Below are 17,597 nucleotides of genomic sequence, written 5' to 3'. Positions count from 1 at the left end.
ACGGCCTTTTTATGTCTCTTGTCAAAATATCAAGCAGGATTCATAAACGCTTCAACTTCTTCCAAAGAAATATCCGCCGTCGCGCCATGACGTGAAGCCACCAATGCACCCAGCGCACAAGCAAAAGCAATGGCTTCTTGAGGAGGCGCATTATTGAGCAGCTTGTAAGTCAAACCACCAAGAAAGCTGTCGCCAGAGCCGACAGTATCCACCACTTTGACGCGGAAACCGCAATGACGGTACAACTCGCCGTCCTTATACAAAACCGCGCCATGACTACCCAAAGTCACACACAAGATTTTGACGCCGGTCAGCTCAACGAGGTAGCCGATATTTTGTTCGATACTGTGATAAGGAGAACCGTAAGCCGCAGCCAACTCATACAGCTCATCATCATTGAGTTTGACCATATCGGACTGTTTCATGGTCTCAAGCAAGCGGTCAATATCGTAATGAGGCTTACGCAGATTAACGTCAAAAATTTTGAATTTGGCTTCTTTCAGCAAAACCGCCAAGCTTTTACGCGAAACTTCATCGCGGGTTGCCAAGCTGCCAAAAACGAAAGCATCTGATTCTGCCACACGTTTGATTGCCGCATCATCAACCGCAATCCTGTCCCACGCGCAAGGGTAGACGATCTCATAAGACGCACTGCCAGACTTGTCCAAGTGTACTTTCACCAAGCTGGTCGCGCATTCGTGGCAAACCTGCAAATAATCAGTATTGACGTTTTTGCTTTGGACCTGGCGCAGCAATTCCTCGCCATCGGCATCATCACCGCGACGGCTAATGATGGCAGTATCGATATCCAGAGACTGCAAACGGACAGCAACATTCAAGGGCGCGCCACCCAATACTTTTCCATTTGGAAAATCGTCCCACAGTACTTCGCCGAAACTGGTTACTTTCATTCTTAACCTTCCTTTTTTGAGGTTGATTGGCAGGGTCTGCACTCCCGACAGATTTTTTGCAAATCATGTACTTGTAGTAAAACTCCAGCATCGGGAGCAAAAGTATTATGTTTTAAAATGTTGGGACTGACAAGCAATTAAGGGCATATCAGACAATAAACTTGATTCATCACAAAATTATATCGTTCCTATTTTTTCTTTTTCTTTCACATTTATCCCCTCCTATTTCATTAAAACAAAACATTCTGAAATTTAAATACAAAAGGCCGTCTGAAAACTGATCCAATCAATTTTCAGACGGCCTTTATTGAAGTATTGCAGCGATTAAACTACAACTTCTTCTTTTTTCTTCACTTCTTTAGCAATGTTCTCGCGGCTCAAACCAAACATCAGTAAGAGCGGGCTGGCAACCAATACGGAAGAGTAAATACCGAACACGATACCGATGGTCAGCGCCATAGAGAAACCGTGCAAGGCTGCACCGCCGAACACCAGCATAGAAACAACCATTGCCTCGGTCGAACCGTGGGTAATGATGGTACGGCTCATGGTCGCGGTAATCGCGTTGTCGATGACCTCCGGCACAGTGTGGCCGCGCATATGCGGCTTACGGAAGTTTTCACGAATACGGTCAAACACAACCACAGATTCGTTTACGGAATAACCCAAAACAGCCAAAATACCTGCCAAGACAGTCAGAGAGAATTCCCATTGAAAGAAGGCGAAACAGCCGAGAATAATCACGATATCGTGCATATTCGCAATAATCGCGGATACTGCAAAACGCCACTCAAAACGCATGGACAAGTAAATAATGATACCTGCCACTACGAAGCCTAATGCCATCAACCCATTGGTAACCAATTCTTCACCAACCTGAGGGCCGATGAATTCAACTTGGCGCAAGGTAACGTCAGGATTGTCTTTTTTCAGCAAATCCATTACTTGGTTGGACAGCTGGGCAGACGTTACGCCTTCTTTGTTCGGCAGGCGAATCATGATGTGTTTGTTCGTACCCAATGCCTGAACCTGTACATCACCCATTTTCAGCGTATCGAGGCGTTCGCGCGTTTTATTCACATCCACGCCCTGCTGATATTGGACTTCCATCACCGTACCGCCGGTAAATTCGACGGAGAAATTCAGGCCTTTGGTTACCAAAAAGAACACGGCGGCGATAAACGTAACCAACGAAATAAAGGTCGTCAGTTTGCCGTAGCTCATAAACGGAATATCGCGTTTGATTTTAAATAATTCCATGTTTTACTCCTTGCCTTCTGCCATTTCAGCTTTCGGCTTCCATACCGCACCAATGGAAATATTCCGCAATTTGCGACGGCGACCGTACCACAGGTTAACCAAAGCACGGAACACGACCACAGACGAGTACATCGAGGTCAGAATACCGATACAGTGTACAACGGCGAAACCGCGTACAGGACCGGAACCGAATACCAACAAAGCAATACCGGCAATCAGAGAGGTCAAGTTAGAGTCGACAATGGTTGCCCAAGCATGTTGGAAACCGAGGTTGATGGCCTGTTGAGGTGGTATGCCTCCGCGTAATTCTTCACGGATACGCTCGTTAATCAATACGTTAGAGTCAATCGCCATACCCAATGTCAATGCCAACGCGGCAATACCCGGCAGGGTCAGCGTTGCCTGCATGGCAGACAAAATACCTACCAAGAACAAGATATTGGTACTCAAAGCGATGGTAGAGAAGAAACCCATCAGGCGGTAGTAAACCACCATAAACGCAGCAACGGCGGCAAAGCCCCACAAGGTGGAATTGAAGCCTTTTTCAATGTTTTCTTTACCCAAAGACGGGCCGATGGTACGTTCTTCGACAATCTGCATAGGCGCAGCCAGAGAGCCGGCGCGCAGCAACAATGAAGTATCGTTGGCTTCGGCAGTTGTCATGCTGCCGGAAATCTCCACACGGCCACCGGTAATGGCGGCGCGGATGACAGGCGCGGTCACGACTTCGGATTTACCTTGGTCGATCAAAACCATAGCCATACGTTTACCCACATTGGCCGAAGTCAATTCGCCAAAAATGCTGCCACCTGCGCTGTCCAAGCTCAGGCTCACGGCAGGCGCACCCATTTGGTCAAAGCTAGGTTGCGCGTCGTTGATGTTGTCGCCGGTCAGTTCAACTTGTTTGTTGACCAAAATAGTTTCCGGATGATCGCCACCGCTTGACAGTAACTCATAACCAGTCGGTACATTACCGTTTAAGGCTTCTTGAAGTTTAATCGGATCGTCTTCCACCATGCGTACTTCCAAAGTCGCGGTACGGCCGATAATGTCTTTGGCTTTGGCAGTATCTTGCACGCCCGGCAGCTGTACGACAATGCGGTCAAGGCCGGATTGTTGGATAACCGGTTCAGCTACGCCCAATTCGTTCACACGGTTGTGCAACGTATTGATGTTTTGTTTAACTGCATCAGAACGTACTTTATTGATTGCCTCTTCAGACAAAGTCAGCACGATATTGTTGCCGTCCGGCAGCAGCGTGGCTTCAGGGAACAATTTTTGCAACTGAGGCAAGGCTTTTTGTACATCGGCAGCATCTTGCAAAGGCACGGTCAGACCGTTTTCAGTCTGATGCACCGTGCCGGTACGGATTTTTTCGCGGCGCAATTCGCGGCGGATATCGCCGGAATAACGTTCAAACGTTTTCTGCATCGCGGCTTTCATGTCCACCTGCATGGTGAAATGCACGCCGCCGCGCAAGTCCAGACCCAGGAACATCGGATTGGCTTTAATTTTCGCCATCCACTCAGGGCTGTCTGCCAACAGGTTGAGCGCGGTAATATAACCCTCGCCCAAAGTATTTTCGATGACGTCGCGCGCTTTCAATTGCGTTTCGGTATCTTTGAAACGCACTTTCAGCGAGTTGTCGACGATGAACATACCATCAGTCTGAATACCTGCCTGTTTCAGCGCGGCATCCACTTTAGACTGGGTTTGATCGTTGATCACGATGGCTTGTCGGTTGGTCGATACCTGTACGGCAGGAGTTTCACCGAAAAGGTTGGGCAGCGAGTAAACAGCCGCAACTACAATCGTGAACGCAATCAGCAGGTATTTCCATAAAGGATAACGGTTCATGGTAAACCTTTGCTTTATTTATAAAGGCAAACAGCCGCGCTCGGAAAATGAGGCGGCTTTTTGCAAAAAAACGGATTATTCGGCTTTCGCGGCAATCGCGTTGCGCTCAACTTCCACTTCGATTTTCGCACCTTGACCGATGTCGACAGTGTAGAATTGCTCGCCGACTTTGGTCACACGGCCTTTGAAACCTGCCGCCAAAACGACTTTATCGCCGACTTTCAAAGCGGCCAACATCGCTTGGTGCGCTTTGAATTTCTTTTGTTGAGGACGCATAATCAGGAAGTAGAACACCACCATGATCAGCACTAAAGGGGCAAATTGAGCCACTGCTTGATTCATAATATATCCGTTCTTTCAAGTTTTAGATTAAGTAAAAAACTGCACACTGCAATCAAACACATTGGTTGGACTGCAAAATTGAGCTATTCTAAAGGCCGTCTGAAAAATTTCCAAGCATTTCCGTATTTATTAACCATATTTAGCAGTCCGTGCGACTCGTTCGATACACACTTTCCATGCTTAAAAAAATCATTTGGCGCGTGCGTACCCTGCTGCGTCGACTACTCGGCAAAAATGCCCGCACCGTATGGATTTCCCATCCGATATTTCTGCAGCACCAGCCGGGCACCAACCACCCCGACAAGCCCGAACGCATCAGCGCCATTCAAGCCGCCTTAAAAAAGGAAGGCATTTGGCGCCATCTGCAAACCGCTGAAGCACCCGAAATCAAAGATGCGCAACTGGCATTGGTCCACTCGCGCAACTATCTGCACGAATTGGAGGCCGCCCAGCCGCTCCCCGGCAAAATCCACCGCATCGATGACGATACGGTCATCTGCCACGACTCCCTTCAAGCCGCCCGTTTTGCGGCCGGCGCCGTCGTCAAGGCAGTCGATATGGTGATGAACAAAAAGGCCTGGCATGCTTTTTGCGCCATCCGCCCGCCAGGCCACCATGCCCACAGCAACAGCGCCGGCGGATTCTGCCTCGTTAACAACACCGCCGCCGGCGTGATGTACGCCATTGCCCAATACCGCTTGCAACGCATCGCCGTCATCGATTTCGACGTCCACTTCGGCGACGGTACGGCGGAGATTCTCCAAGACGATCCGCGCGTGATGTTTTTCAACCTGTTTGAAACCGACATCTTTCCCTTCCCTCAGGCGGAACAATACGCCGGCAATAAGAATATGCTGCATACGCCCCTCAAACCGGGCACAGGCAGCCGTATCTTCCGCACGACCATCCGCGAACAATGGCTGCCCAAGCTCACGGCCTTCCGCCCCGAGTTGGTGTTGCTTTCGGCAGGTTTTGACGGGCATAAACAAGACGAAACAGGCCGTCTGAACCTGCATGAAGCCGACTTTGCCTGGCTGACGCACAAAATCGTCCAAGCAACGGCAAGCTGTCAAGGACGTGTCGTTTCCGTACTGGAGGGCGGATATACCTTGGAATCCATGTCTAAATCCGCCGCCGCCCACATCCGCGTATTGGCGGGCTTAAGCAAGGCCGACTACGTCATCGCCTACCAAAAGCATCTGAAGCGCGGCAAAAGTAACAATCCTACACCATAACGCATTCAAACTATTGCCCCAGGCCGTCTGAAAACAGATTATCCATTTCAGACGGCCTTTTTTTTCATTTACAAACTTTAATTTGAGCAAAGACAAACCATTTCCATATTATCAGTAGTAAAATAACAAACATAAAACATATCAATAAAAACATTTCACACGCCACACTGCTTCCCTTTCCCCAATTGACCGTCTTTTTCAGACGGCCTCCACTTTAAAAAAGGAGCGTTACAATGAAAGCAGCACGTTTTTACAACAAAGGCGACATCCGCATCGAAGACATTCCCGAGCCAACCGTAGCTCCGGGTACGGTCGGCATTAATGTTGCGTGGTGCGGTATCTGCGGTACCGACCTGCATGAATTCATGGAAGGTCCGATTTTCATTCCGCCTTGCGGCCATCCGCACCCAATCTCCGGCGAGTCAGCCCCTGTAACCATGGGTCACGAGTTCTCCGGCGTGGTTTATGCCGTAGGCGAAGGCGTGGACGACATCAAAGTCGGCCAACACGTTGTCGTTGAACCCTACATCATCCGCGACGACGTACCGACCGGCGAAGGCAGCAACTACCACCTCTCCAAAGACATGAACTTCATCGGCTTGGGCGGCTGCGGTGGCGGCTTGTCTGAAAAAATCGCCGTTAAACGCCGTTGGGTACACCCTATTTCCAACAAAATTCCATTGGACCAAGCTGCTTTGATTGAGCCTCTGTCTGTCGGCCACCATGCTTATGTACGCAGTGGCGCGAAAGAAGGCGATGTTGCCTTAGTTGGCGGCGCAGGCCCAATCGGTTTGCTGTTGGCTGCCGTATTGAAAGCCAAAGGCATCAAAGTCATCATCACCGAATTAAGTAAAGCGCGTAAAGACAAAGCACGCGAAGCCGGCGTTGCCGACTACATCCTCGACCCATCCGAAGTCGATGTCGTCGAAGAAGTGAAAAAACTGACCAACGGCGAAGGCGTGGACGTCGCATTCGAATGCACCAGCGTTAACAAAGTGCTGGACACCATGGTCGAAGCATGCCGTCCGACTGCAAAAGTCGTTATCGTATCTATTTGGAGCCACCCCGCCACCATCAACGTCCACAGCGTTGTGATGAAAGAGCTGGACGTGCGCGGCACCATCGCCTACTGCAACGACCACGCCGAAACCATCAAATTGGTTGAAGAAGGCAAAATCAACCTTGAGCCTTTCATCACCCAACGCATCAAACTGGACGAATTGATTTCCGAAGGCTTCGAGCGCTTGATCCACAACAATGAATCCGCAGTAAAAATCATTGTTAATCCCAATCTTTAATCCTAAGGTTTAAAGAATAAACAGGCCGTCTGAAACTTTTCAGACGGCCTGTGTACTTGATAAATTCCCGAATGGCCCAATCCTCTGCCAACCATTCACTTATCAAGAGCAAAATCTCATGAATCCAAAATACGCCCCACTCTTCCAAACATACACCCTCAATAACGGCGTAACCATCAAAAACCGCCTTGTCGTCGCCCCTATGACCCATTTCGGCTCACACGCCGACGGTTTGATCAGCGACCAAGAGCGTACCTTCCTCAGCAACCGCGCAGGCGATATGGGCCTGTTTATCACTGCCGCCACTTTGGTTCAAAAAGACGGCAAAGCCTTTCACGGCCAACCTGAAGCCACAGGCGAACACTGCCTCGACAGCCTGAAAGAAACTGCACAAATCCTGCAACAGCAAGGCGCAAAAGCGATTTTGCAAATCCATCACGGCGGTTCCAAAGCCATTGATGACCTTTTGGACGGTCTCGACAAAATCAGCGCTTCCGCCAGCGAAGCCGAACACGCACGCGAAGCGACCGCAGAAGAAGTCGAGGCACTCATCGCCTCTTATGCGCAAGCCGCCGATTTGGCGCTTCGTGCCGGTTTTGACGGCGTGGAAATCCACGGCGCGAACGGCTATTTAATCCAACAGTTTTACTCCGCCCAAAGCAACCGCCGCAACGACCAATGGGGCGGCAGCTTGGAAAACAGAATGCGCTTCCCACTGGCCGTTGTCGATGCCGTGGTTGCCGTCCGTGAAAAACACCAGCGCGACGACTTCATTATCGGCTACCGCTTCTCCCCTGAAGAACCGGGCGATGACGGCTTAACCATGATCGAAACCGGCGCACTGATTGACGCATTGGTGCAAAAACCGCTGCAATATCTGCACGTTTCCTTGTGGGAATTTAATAAAAAAATCCGTCGCGGCGGCGATACCGCGCAAACCCGTATGCAGTTCATCCACGAACGCATCAACGGCAAACTGCCGCTTATCGGCGTAGGCAACCTGTTTACTGCCGATCAAATTCTGGCCGCTTATGAAACCGGCTGGGCGGAATTTATCGCATTGGGCAAAACCGTTATGCTCAATCCGCACATCGCCACGCAAATCCGTGAAGGCTGCGAAGATGAAATCGAAACACAACTCGATCCGACACGCGCCGACCATTACGGCCTCCCAGACACCTTGTGGGGATTTGCCTCCAGCGGTACGCAATCATGGCTGCCGCCGGTAAAAGGTGCGGAATAGAAACCGATGGATATTTAATCATCGATTCATAGCAAAAGGCCGTCTGAAACTTTTCAGACGGCCTTTGTTTTGGTGCAAACATTGAATTATCAAGCATTTTTTTGTACAATTCCGCATCTTTCAATCTATTGCAGGGCGTGTTGCACACGCCCTTATTTTAGCCTGTTTTCCAACACCCATATCCTTCAGGCCGTCTGAAAAAGCGGCCTGAAACCTTTTACAAAGAAAACCATGTCCCAAGAAATCCTCGACCAAGTGCGCCGCCGCCGCACGTTTGCCATCATCTCCCATCCTGACGCGGGTAAAACCACGCTGACCGAAAAACTGCTGCTGTTTTCAGGTGCGATTCAAAGCGCGGGTACGGTAAAAGGTAAGAAAACCGGCAAATTCGCCACCTCCGACTGGATGGACATCGAGAAGCAGCGCGGCATTTCCGTGGCCTCGTCCGTAATGCAGTTCGACTATAAAGACCATACCGTCAACCTCTTGGACACGCCGGGACACCAAGACTTCTCCGAAGATACCTACCGCGTATTGACCGCCGTGGACAGCGCCTTGATGGTCATCGACGCGGCAAAAGGTGTGGAAGCGCAAACCATCAAACTCTTGAACGTCTGCCGCCTGCGCAATACGCCGATTGTCACGTTCATGAACAAATACGACCGCGAAGTACGCGATTCGTTGGAGTTGCTGGACGAAGTGGAAAACATCCTGCAAATCCGCTGCGCGCCCGTAACCTGGCCAATCGGCATGGGCAAAAACTTCAAAGGCGTGTACCACATCCTGAACGATGAAATCTATCTCTTCGACGCAGGTGGCGAGCGTCTGCCACACGAGTTCGACATCATCAAAGGTATCGACAATCCTGAATTGGAACAACGCTTTCCATTGGAAATCCAACAGTTGCGCGACGAAATCGAATTGGTACAGGCGGCTTCCAATGAATTTAATCTTGACGAATTCCTCGCCGGCGAACTCACACCCGTGTTCTTCGGCTCTGCGATTAACAACTTCGGTATTCAGGAAATCCTCAATTCATTGATTGAATGGGCGCCTGCGCCGAAACCGCGCGATGCGACCGTACGCATGGTCGAGCCGGACGAGCCGAAATTCTCCGGATTTATCTTCAAAATCCAAGCCAATATGGACCCAAAACACCGCGACCGCATTGCCTTCTTGCGCGTCTGCTCCGGCAAATTCGAGCGCGGCATGAAGATGAAACACCTGCGCATCAACCGCGAAATCGCCGCCTCCAGCGTGGTTACGTTCATGTCACACGACCGCGAGCTGGTGGAAGAAGCCTACGCCGGCGACATCATCGGCATCCCGAACCACGGCAACATCCAAATCGGCGACAGCTTTTCTGAAGGCGAACAACTGGCGTTTACCGGCATCCCATTCTTCGCGCCCGAACTGTTCCGCAGCGTCCGCATCAAAAACCCGCTGAAAATCAAGCAACTGCAAAAAGGCTTGCAACAGCTTGGCGAAGAAGGCGCGGTACAGGTTTTCAAACCGATGAGCGGCGCAGATTTGATTTTGGGCGCGGTCGGTGTGTTGCAGTTTGAAGTCGTTACCTCGCGACTGGCCAACGAATACGGCGTAGAAGCCGTGTTCGACAGCGCATCCATCTGGTCGGCACGCTGGGTATCTTGCGAAGATAAGAAAAAGCTGGCGGAATTTGAAAAAGCCAATGCAGGCAATCTGTCGATAGACGCAGGCGGCAACCTCGCCTACCTCGCGCCTAACCGCGTAAACTTAAATCTGACACAAGAACGCTGGCCGGATATCGTATTCCACGAAACACGCGAGCATTCGGTTAAACTGTAAAATGCAAAGGCCGTCTGAAACTTTCAGACGGCCTTTTTTTCATTCAATATCAACCCAATAAATCCCAAGCAAACTTCCCAATGGTCAGGCACAGCAGCAACATAAATCCGTAACGTAGCAGCTTGGTTCCGCCGCGCATTGCCAAGCGCGCGCCGACCACGCCGCCGCATAAATTCGCTACCGCCAACGGTATCGCCCATGCCCACGCGACATGGCCTTGCGGGATAAAAAACGTCAGCGCGGCAAGATTGGTGGTCGAATTGATGACCTTTGCCGAAGCGTTCGCCGCTAAAAAATCATAGCCGTAAAAGCGGACGAATACAAAAGCCAACAAGCTGCCCGTTCCCGGCCCGAACACGCCGTCATAAAACCCGATTAATGCACCGAAAAATAAGCCCCATAAGGTTTCACGGCGCGTCAGCTTTTCAGTGCGCACCGTCTGCCCCAAGTCTTTTTTCAAAAAAGTGTACAAACACATGGCAATCATGATGACCAGCATTGCCGGTTTCATGTATTGCACGGGGAAATACACCACCGTTTTCGCGCCCAAATATGAAGCGGCAAACGCCAACGCCGCGGCAGGCAACAGCATTTTCCACGGCACGGGAATTCGGCGCAGATATTGCCCCGTCGCGGTCAACGTGCCGCAGCAGGAAGCAAATTTATTGACACCCATCACCGAGGCCACAGGCGTAGCGTTTGGCAATAGGTTGAACAATCCGGGAATCTGCAACAGCCCTCCGCCGCCAACCGCCGCATCCATCAGCCCTGCGGCAAAGCCGACCAACACCAGATAATAAAAAAACGAATCTGCAAGCATAATGTCCATCTCTAAAAAGCAAAGCGATTTTGCGCGTATTTGCCTGTCCTGACAACCTACAAGGCCGTCTGAAAAACAAGGAGCCATATCCTGTTTTCAGACGGCCTTTCTTTTTAAATTCAGCCACTCAAATTGCAGCTTAAAAACTTTTCCATTAAAATGCCGCCCCTTATCTTTCCTACACACAACACATTTTATGGAACATTCCACCCCGACCAAACGCACAGCCCACGAACGAATGGGTATCTTCGCGCATTTCATTTTCGCCAGCCGCTGGCTGCAACTGCCGATTTATATAGGCTTGATTATCGCCCAAGTCATTTATGCCTGTAAGTTCCTCAAATCCCTGTGGCACTTGGTATCCAATTTCAGCATCATGGATGAAAACACCATTATGATCGCCGTATTGAACCTGATTGATGTCGTGATGATTGCCAACCTGTTGACCATGGTCATTGTCGGCGGCTACGAAACCTTCGTTTCCCGCCTCCACGTTGACGAACATCCCGACCAGCCCGAATGGCTCAGCCATGTCAATGCTTCGGTTTTAAAGGTTAAGCTGTCGATGTCCATCATCAGCATTTCCTCCATCCATCTGCTGCAAGCCTTTCTCAACGCCGCCAATCTGTCGGAAAAACAAATCATGTGGCAATGTATTACCCACATCTGCTTCCTGATTTCCGCCCTCGCCATGGCTTTAACGGACAAAATCGTGTACAGCACGACACATAAAGCGCATTGATAAAAAACAATCAAAAGGCCGTCTGAAGTGTTTCAGACGGCCTTTTATTATCTGGCAATGTTTACAGCTTATTGCTTACGCTTGTCCCACCAGGCAAACAAGTTACCCAAAACCGTTCCTGACACAGAGTGCCAAACGCAGGCAACGGCGGCGGCAACGGCAGACTCGGCATTACCGGGGAAGAATTTAGCGCTCAAACCGGTGGCAAGTCCGGCATTTTGTACGCCAACTTCGATGGCAAGGGTGCGTTTTTTGGCGGTGTTCATACCGGTCAGCGCGCCGCTGTAATAGCCGAGGATGTAGCCGCCGATGTTGTGGGCAGCGATGGCAAGTACCATCACGAAGGCGGATTCGGCAAATCGGTGCCCATGAACGGCAGCAACGCCGCCGACGATGCAGGCAAACGCAACAACGGCAACGGCAGGCATAATCGCGCGCACGTCTTCAAACCAATGTTTTTTATGCAGCAAGATATTGGCGACAGAACCGATAACGACAGGCAACAGGGTAACGAGCAGCATAAATTTGAACATACCCCAGCCGTCCATTTCGACGGTTTGTCCGACCAAATAAGTCATCCACAGCGGCGTCATCACAGGCGCGAGGACGGTGGAGACGGTGGTCATACCGACTGAAAAGGCGACATCGCCTTTAGCCAAAAAACTCATGATATTGGATGAAACGCCGCCCGGACAAGTACCGACCAAAACCAAACCCAGCGTCAATCCTGGCGACAAGTCGAAGGCTCTGGCAATACCGATGGCAAGCAAGGGCATAATCGTATATTGGGCGATGGCACCGATGAAAATATCGAGCGGACGTTGCGCCAAAATTTGATAATCTTCTTTGCCCAAAGTCATGCCCATACCCAGCATGATGATGCCGAGTACGACGACTTGCGTATCGCCTTTTACCCACGAAAAAGTGGCAGGTTCGATAAAGGCGATGATGGAAGCAAGGACGATGATCAGAGCGGTGAAGCGGGTCATTTGCCGACTGATAGCGGTCAGAAAGTTCATTATTTTTCTCCTGTGTATGTTTTTATCATGACAATAATTGCCATAATTTAACGGATATTAACTTTTATATACAGCTCTGGCAATAACCGCGTTTGATATTTCAAACATGAATGACCTACCCCGCCCTTTATAGTCATAAAACTGAAGGGTGAATAAACTATTTTTCTCGCTCCTTTTTCAATCTTTCATTCCGCCAACGATACCATTCTTCAGGACTCATTTTTTTCCTCATCGGTCATGTTTCCCGAACAGGCGATAATGGTGAAATCTATGACATGCCCATCGTCACGCTCAACAGTAGCAGAAAAAACTTCTTTACCTTGATAGCATAGTGGCCACTCGTCTCGAAGTTGTCCAGTACCGCATTGCGCATGATACGGGCAAGTTGCGTCATCAATGGCTGGGTATTACTTGTACGCTGTGCAATAGCATTTAAGCTTTTTGCAGAGCATCTGTGTTGATTTTTATCTTGACCATCAGTATATTGTCTTTAACAAAGCCGTAAAGCATGGGTTACCAAATGGAAAGGGAGCGGTGGCACAAGCCCCCGTGTGATCCTGTTCGAATCAGGCAAAATGCTTTACGGCTTTTTCCATAACAGTTCAATCGTATTCAAACTAATTATCTAGTTTTGGTCACCAACAACAGCACCGGTATTAACCATATTGGTTAAGAATTTCGCTTTTTTACCAGTAAGCAGATTTCATTCCTCCGCTTTATAATCCATCGTAATAACCAGCTTGCCTTTAATGATCATGCCTGAATCTCTTTGTTTACTTGAAATTGATTGATAAAAGGCCGTCTGAAACTTTTCAGACGGCCTTGTTTTATCTGTTCGTTATCGATTTATTCGATATTTTGAACCTGTTCGCGCATTTGTTCGATTAAGACTTTCAGTTCAACCGACGCTTGCGTGCATTCGGCGGCGATGGCCTTACTGCCCAAAGTATTGGCTTCGCGGTTGAGCTCCTGCATCAGGAAATCCAAACGTTTGCCTACGCTGCCCTTGCCTTCGGTAACAATGCGGCGCACTTCGGCGATATGGGTGCGCAAACGGCTGAATTCCTCATCTACATCGGATTTCTGGATAAACAAAGCAAATTCTTGTTGCAAGCGGTCGTTGTCGATATTGCCGACGGCTTCGGCCAAACGGGTTTTGACTTTGTCCATATGCGCTTGCAGAAGGCTTGGGAACAATTCGTTCAAAGCGTCCACAATCTCTTCCATGCCGTCCAGACGTTGCAGCAGGTGTTCGCCCAGTTTTTTGCCTTCGCGTTTGCGGGCGGCTGTGAACTCTTTCAAAGCGCCGGTCAATAAATCTTTGACACCTTTCGCCAAAGCCTCGGAGTCTTCGCTCTGGCCTGCCAAAACGCCGGGGAAACGCAAAACGTCGGCCACGCTCAGCTTGCCGAAATTGTGTTCCTTGCGCCATTCTTTGTTCAAATGCGCCAGCTGTGAGACCAAATCCTGATTGACTTCCAAAGTCTGCCCGCCCGAAGCCGCATCTTGCAGCTGGACGCGGCACTCCAATTTACCGCGTGCCACAGCCGCGGCAATCTGTTCGCGCAATGCGCCTTCCAAATAACGCAACTCTTCCGGCATACGGAATTGGACATCCAAATAACGATGGTTGACCGCGCGGATTTCCAAATTAATCCGCTTGCCGCCGCATTCGCCTGCGGCATTGGCAAAGCCGGTCATGCTGTGGATTTGAATAATTCGTCTTGTAGCCATGGTTTTACTCCGTTTCCAAATACGAGTGAAAGTACGGATACTATAACACACCCGACCGACGATTTTCAGACGGCCTTTGGTGCCAAATTCCTCTATAATTCAAGGCAGCCTATTTTTTATTCCCCCAAAGGACCATCATGAGCGACTACACCCGCACCGGCCGCGCCGCCGACAGCCTGCGCAACATCAAAATTACCCCCAATTTCCTGCCACACGCCGACGGCTCCTGCCTTATCGAGTGTGGCAACACCAAAGTGATTTGCACTGCCTCCATCGATGAAAACGTTCCCCCTTTCCTACGCGGTAAAGAACAAGGCTGGGTGACTGCCGAATACGGCATGTTGCCGGCTTCCACCGCCTCCCGTATGCGCCGCGAGGCCGCCGCGGGCAAACAGTCCGGTCGCACACAAGAAATCCAACGCCTGATCGGCCGCTCGCTGCGTGCCGTCGTCGATATGGAAAAACTCGGCGAACGCCAAATCCTGATTGACTGCGACGTCATCCAAGCCGACGGCGGCACGCGTACCGCCTCCATTACCGGTGCCTACGTTGCCCTGCAAATCGCCGTGGACAAACTCCTTTCAGACGGCCTTATCAGCGAAAATCCGATCCGTGAAGCCGTTGCCGCCGTTTCTGCCGGTGTGGTGGGTGGTGTACCGCTTTTAGACTTGGACTATCCCGAAGATTCAGGATGTGACAGCGACGTTAACATCATCATGACCGCATACGGCAAAATCATCGAAATCCAAGGCACAGCCGAAGGCGCACCGTTTAGCATCGAAGAATTGGGCAAGCTGATTGCCTTGGCGCATAAAGGCATTGCCGAATTGGTTCAACACCAGCAGGCCGCCCTTTTGGCCCGATAATCAGCAAGGCCGTCTGAAAACTTTCAGACGGCCTTTTTTAACCAAACCCCTTTATGCGTATTTACTCAAAAAAGCGCGTCCCATCCTTGAATTTCATGTAAAAAATAGTAATAATAACCCTTTTTCCAGCAAACCAAGCTGCCCGACAACCCCCACAAGAAAGCACGAAACATGGCGTTAATCGTACATAAATACGGCGGCACATCAGTAGGCTCGCCCGAACGCATCAAAAACGTAGCCAAACGTGTCGCCAAAGCCCGCGCCGAAGGACACGACATCGTAGTCGTCGTATCCGCCATGAGCGGCGAAACCAACCGACTGGTCGCACTGGCGCACGAAATGCAAGAGCATCCCGATCCGCGCGAGCTGGACGTCGTCCTTGCCACCGGCGAACAAGTAACCATCGGCCTACTGGCCATGGCCCTGAAAGACATTGGCATTGACGCCAAAAGCTACACCGGCTGGCAAGTCGCCCTCCAAACCGACACTTCCCACACCAAAGCCCGCATCGAAAATATCGACGACGAAAGAATGCGTGCCGATTTGGCCGCCGGTAAAGTCGTTATCGTAGCCGGTTTCCAAGGCATCAGCAGCGAAGGCAATATCTCAACCCTCGGCCGTGGCGGTTCGGACACTTCCGCCGTTGCCATCGCCGCAGCCCTCAAAGCCGACGAATGCCAAATTTACACCGACGTGGACGGCGTTTACACCACCGACCCGCGCGTCGTACCCGAAGCGCGCCGCATGGATACGATCACTTTTGAAGAAATGATCGAATTGGCCAGTCTCGGCTCAAAAGTTTTACAAATCCGCTCCGTAGAATTCGCCGGAAAATACAAAGTGCGCCTGCGCGTACTCAGCAGCCTGCAAGATGGCGGCAACGGCACCCTGATTACCTTTGAAGAGGACGACAACATGGAAAGAGCAGCCGTAACTGGTATCGCATTCGACAAAAACCAAGCACGCATCAACGTACGCGGCGTACCTGACAAACCCGGCGTTGCCTACCAAATCCTCGGCGCAGTTGCCGATGCCAACATCGAAGTCGACATGATCATCCAAAATGTCGGCAGTGAAGGCACAACCGACTTCTCCTTCACCGTTCCACGCGGCGACTACAAACAAACCATCGAACTCCTGCAACAACGCCAAGACAGCATCGGCGCCGCTTACATCGACGGCGACGACACCGTATGCAAAGTCTCCGCAGTCGGCTTGGGCATGCGTTCACACGTCGGCGTAGCCGCCAAAATCTTCCGCACCCTCGCAGAAGAAGGCATCAACATCCAAATGATTTCAACTTCCGAAATCAAAGTATCCGTCCTGATTGACGAAAAATACATGGAACTGGCCACCCGCGTTCTGCATAAAGCATTCGACTTGGGCAACTAATTCCAGCCAATCAAAAGGCCGTCTGAAACTTTATTGTTTCAGATGGCCTTTTTATTCCTATCGCATCAACCAACAATATCTTAATAAAAAAATCTACTTTAGTTCAAAACAGCATAGCCAACCTTATTACCCTTGTTAATTTCATTATGCATTCAAAAATTTATAACCATCCATCTTTGCCGTTTAATTCCAAAAACATACCACTTAACCTAATTTATGAAAAATAAACAAATTTGTAATAAAATAGAACAAAAGTACAAATAATTATCTACACTCATCAATAAAAACAAATTTTCCCGTTTCCCCTAACTTAAGAAGGAATCCTAATATGAACGTATTAAACAAATTCGGTATGCTGATCTTGTCCGCTTCCCTACTGGCAGCCTGCGGCGACTCCGGCAATAAAGGCAGCAGCGACAAACCGGCAGAACAAGTTGCCCAAAGCGAATCTAGCCCGGCCAACAAATACGAAAAAGCCCTGAGTGAATTCCCGGAAGCAGATCCTAAACTGGCCGAACCTATCGTCATTTCCGATAAAAAATCTCCAGACGGTCTTGCCGAATTGCAAAAATTCATTCACTTCACAACCGGTGAAGAAGCTCAAAAAATTACTCAGCTAGGCCTAGAATTGCAAAACTTGGCTAACCAAAATAAAGAAAAAGAAGCTTTGGAGCAGATGAACAAACTGACTGCCGCACTGGAACAATTCCATCAGAGCGCAGCTGCCCTCGACATCAAAGATCCTGAAATCAAAGCAGTTCTGGATCGTGCATTACAAGTCAGCAGTGCTGCCAACAACATGATGATTTATGCTGGCAAACATGCTTCTGAGCTGACTATCAACGGCAAAGATAAAGATTCGCTCAAATTTGCCAATGATTTCCAAGAAAAATCTCAAAAATTGCAAGAAACCCTGCGTGCAGCCAATCAAGAAATACAAAAAGCTGCCGAAGCTTTAGGCAAAAAATACTCCCAATAAGCCTATTGTTTCCGATAAATAGCGGTGGTATCGGCAACATCGATACCACCTTTCCAAACCCTAAGTCAGGTT

The 17,597-nt window shown here is 49.9% G+C and carries 15 protein-coding genes; 8 read left to right on the top strand and 7 right to left on the bottom strand.

Going from position 1 to position 17,597, the window contains the following annotated elements; all coding sequences use genetic code 11:
- Positions 1-29 precede the first annotated feature (29 nt).
- The 4 genes from DBY97_RS10290 to yajC form a co-directional block, all read right to left on the bottom strand.
- The gene (locus DBY97_RS10290; RefSeq protein ID WP_107858258.1) at positions 30-911 is read right to left on the bottom strand and encodes a carbohydrate kinase family protein; all 882 of its coding nucleotides are present in this window, start codon (positions 909-911) and stop codon (positions 30-32) included.
- A 324-nt stretch (positions 912-1,235) separates the two neighbouring features.
- Entirely contained in the window at positions 1,236-2,171 is a 936-nt protein-coding gene (gene secF / locus DBY97_RS10285; protein ID WP_003686183.1) for a protein translocase subunit SecF, read from the bottom strand.
- Between the two features lie 3 nt (positions 2,172-2,174).
- Complete coding sequence (secD, locus tag DBY97_RS10280; protein WP_107858257.1) at positions 2,175-4,028, bottom strand: protein translocase subunit SecD; 1,854 nt, start codon at positions 4,026-4,028, stop codon at positions 2,175-2,177.
- Between the two features lie 75 nt (positions 4,029-4,103).
- Complete coding sequence (gene yajC, locus DBY97_RS10275; RefSeq protein ID WP_003675720.1) at positions 4,104-4,370, bottom strand: preprotein translocase subunit YajC; 267 nt, start codon at positions 4,368-4,370, stop codon at positions 4,104-4,106.
- 176 nt (positions 4,371-4,546) lie between these two features.
- On the opposite strand from yajC, the gene DBY97_RS10270 reads away from it, so the two are divergent.
- The 4 genes from DBY97_RS10270 (at position 4,547) to DBY97_RS10255 (ending at position 9,973) form a co-directional block, all read left to right on the top strand.
- Entirely contained in the window at positions 4,547-5,605 is a 1,059-nt protein-coding gene (locus DBY97_RS10270; RefSeq protein ID WP_107858256.1) for a histone deacetylase family protein, read from the top strand.
- 233 nt (positions 5,606-5,838) lie between these two features.
- Entirely contained in the window at positions 5,839-6,903 is a 1,065-nt protein-coding gene (locus DBY97_RS10265) for a 2,3-butanediol dehydrogenase (RefSeq protein WP_107858255.1), read from the top strand.
- A 118-nt stretch (positions 6,904-7,021) separates the two neighbouring features.
- The gene (locus DBY97_RS10260) at positions 7,022-8,146 is read left to right on the top strand and encodes an NADH-dependent flavin oxidoreductase (protein WP_107858254.1); all 1,125 of its coding nucleotides are present in this window, start codon (positions 7,022-7,024) and stop codon (positions 8,144-8,146) included.
- A gap of 231 nt (positions 8,147-8,377) precedes the next feature.
- Positions 8,378-9,973 (top strand): peptide chain release factor 3, encoded by a 1,596-nt coding sequence (locus DBY97_RS10255; protein ID WP_070645472.1) that lies wholly within the window; start codon positions 8,378-8,380, stop codon positions 9,971-9,973.
- A gap of 49 nt (positions 9,974-10,022) precedes the next feature.
- On the opposite strand, the gene DBY97_RS10250 is transcribed toward DBY97_RS10255, so the two are convergent.
- A complete protein-coding gene (locus tag DBY97_RS10250; RefSeq protein WP_101755424.1) occupies positions 10,023-10,793 on the bottom strand; it encodes a sulfite exporter TauE/SafE family protein in 771 nt (256 codons plus the stop codon).
- Positions 10,794-10,989: 196 nt separating this feature from the next.
- Here DBY97_RS10250 and DBY97_RS10245 point away from each other — a divergent pair, with 196 nt between their 5' ends.
- Positions 10,990-11,535 (top strand): TIGR00645 family protein, encoded by a 546-nt coding sequence (locus DBY97_RS10245; RefSeq protein ID WP_107858253.1) that lies wholly within the window; start codon positions 10,990-10,992, stop codon positions 11,533-11,535.
- Between the two features lie 68 nt (positions 11,536-11,603).
- On the opposite strand, the gene DBY97_RS10240 is transcribed toward DBY97_RS10245, so the two are convergent.
- A complete protein-coding gene (locus DBY97_RS10240) occupies positions 11,604-12,554 on the bottom strand; it encodes a bile acid:sodium symporter family protein (protein ID WP_107858252.1) in 951 nt (316 codons plus the stop codon).
- A gap of 846 nt (positions 12,555-13,400) precedes the next feature.
- On the bottom strand, positions 13,401-14,288 hold the full coding sequence (locus tag DBY97_RS10230) for a YicC/YloC family endoribonuclease (protein ID WP_432760706.1): 888 nt from the start codon (positions 14,286-14,288) through the stop codon (positions 13,401-13,403).
- A 137-nt stretch (positions 14,289-14,425) separates the two neighbouring features.
- Here DBY97_RS10230 and rph point away from each other — a divergent pair, with 137 nt between their 5' ends.
- The 3 genes from rph (at position 14,426) to DBY97_RS10215 (ending at position 17,525) form a co-directional block, all read left to right on the top strand.
- The gene (gene rph / locus DBY97_RS10225; RefSeq protein ID WP_107810222.1) at positions 14,426-15,154 is read left to right on the top strand and encodes a ribonuclease PH; all 729 of its coding nucleotides are present in this window, start codon (positions 14,426-14,428) and stop codon (positions 15,152-15,154) included.
- 171 nt (positions 15,155-15,325) lie between these two features.
- Complete coding sequence (locus DBY97_RS10220) at positions 15,326-16,546, top strand: aspartate kinase (protein ID WP_070583623.1); 1,221 nt, start codon at positions 15,326-15,328, stop codon at positions 16,544-16,546.
- A 328-nt stretch (positions 16,547-16,874) separates the two neighbouring features.
- On the top strand, positions 16,875-17,525 hold the full coding sequence (locus tag DBY97_RS10215; protein WP_107858251.1) for a hypothetical protein: 651 nt from the start codon (positions 16,875-16,877) through the stop codon (positions 17,523-17,525).
- Positions 17,526-17,597 lie beyond the last annotated feature (72 nt).

Source organism: Neisseria subflava (assembly GCF_003044645.1).
Classification (GTDB): Bacteria; Pseudomonadota; Gammaproteobacteria; order Burkholderiales; family Neisseriaceae; genus Neisseria; species Neisseria subflava_B.
The sequence above is the reverse complement of the archived record's forward strand: the minus strand, read 5'-3'. Positions and strand labels throughout refer to the sequence as shown.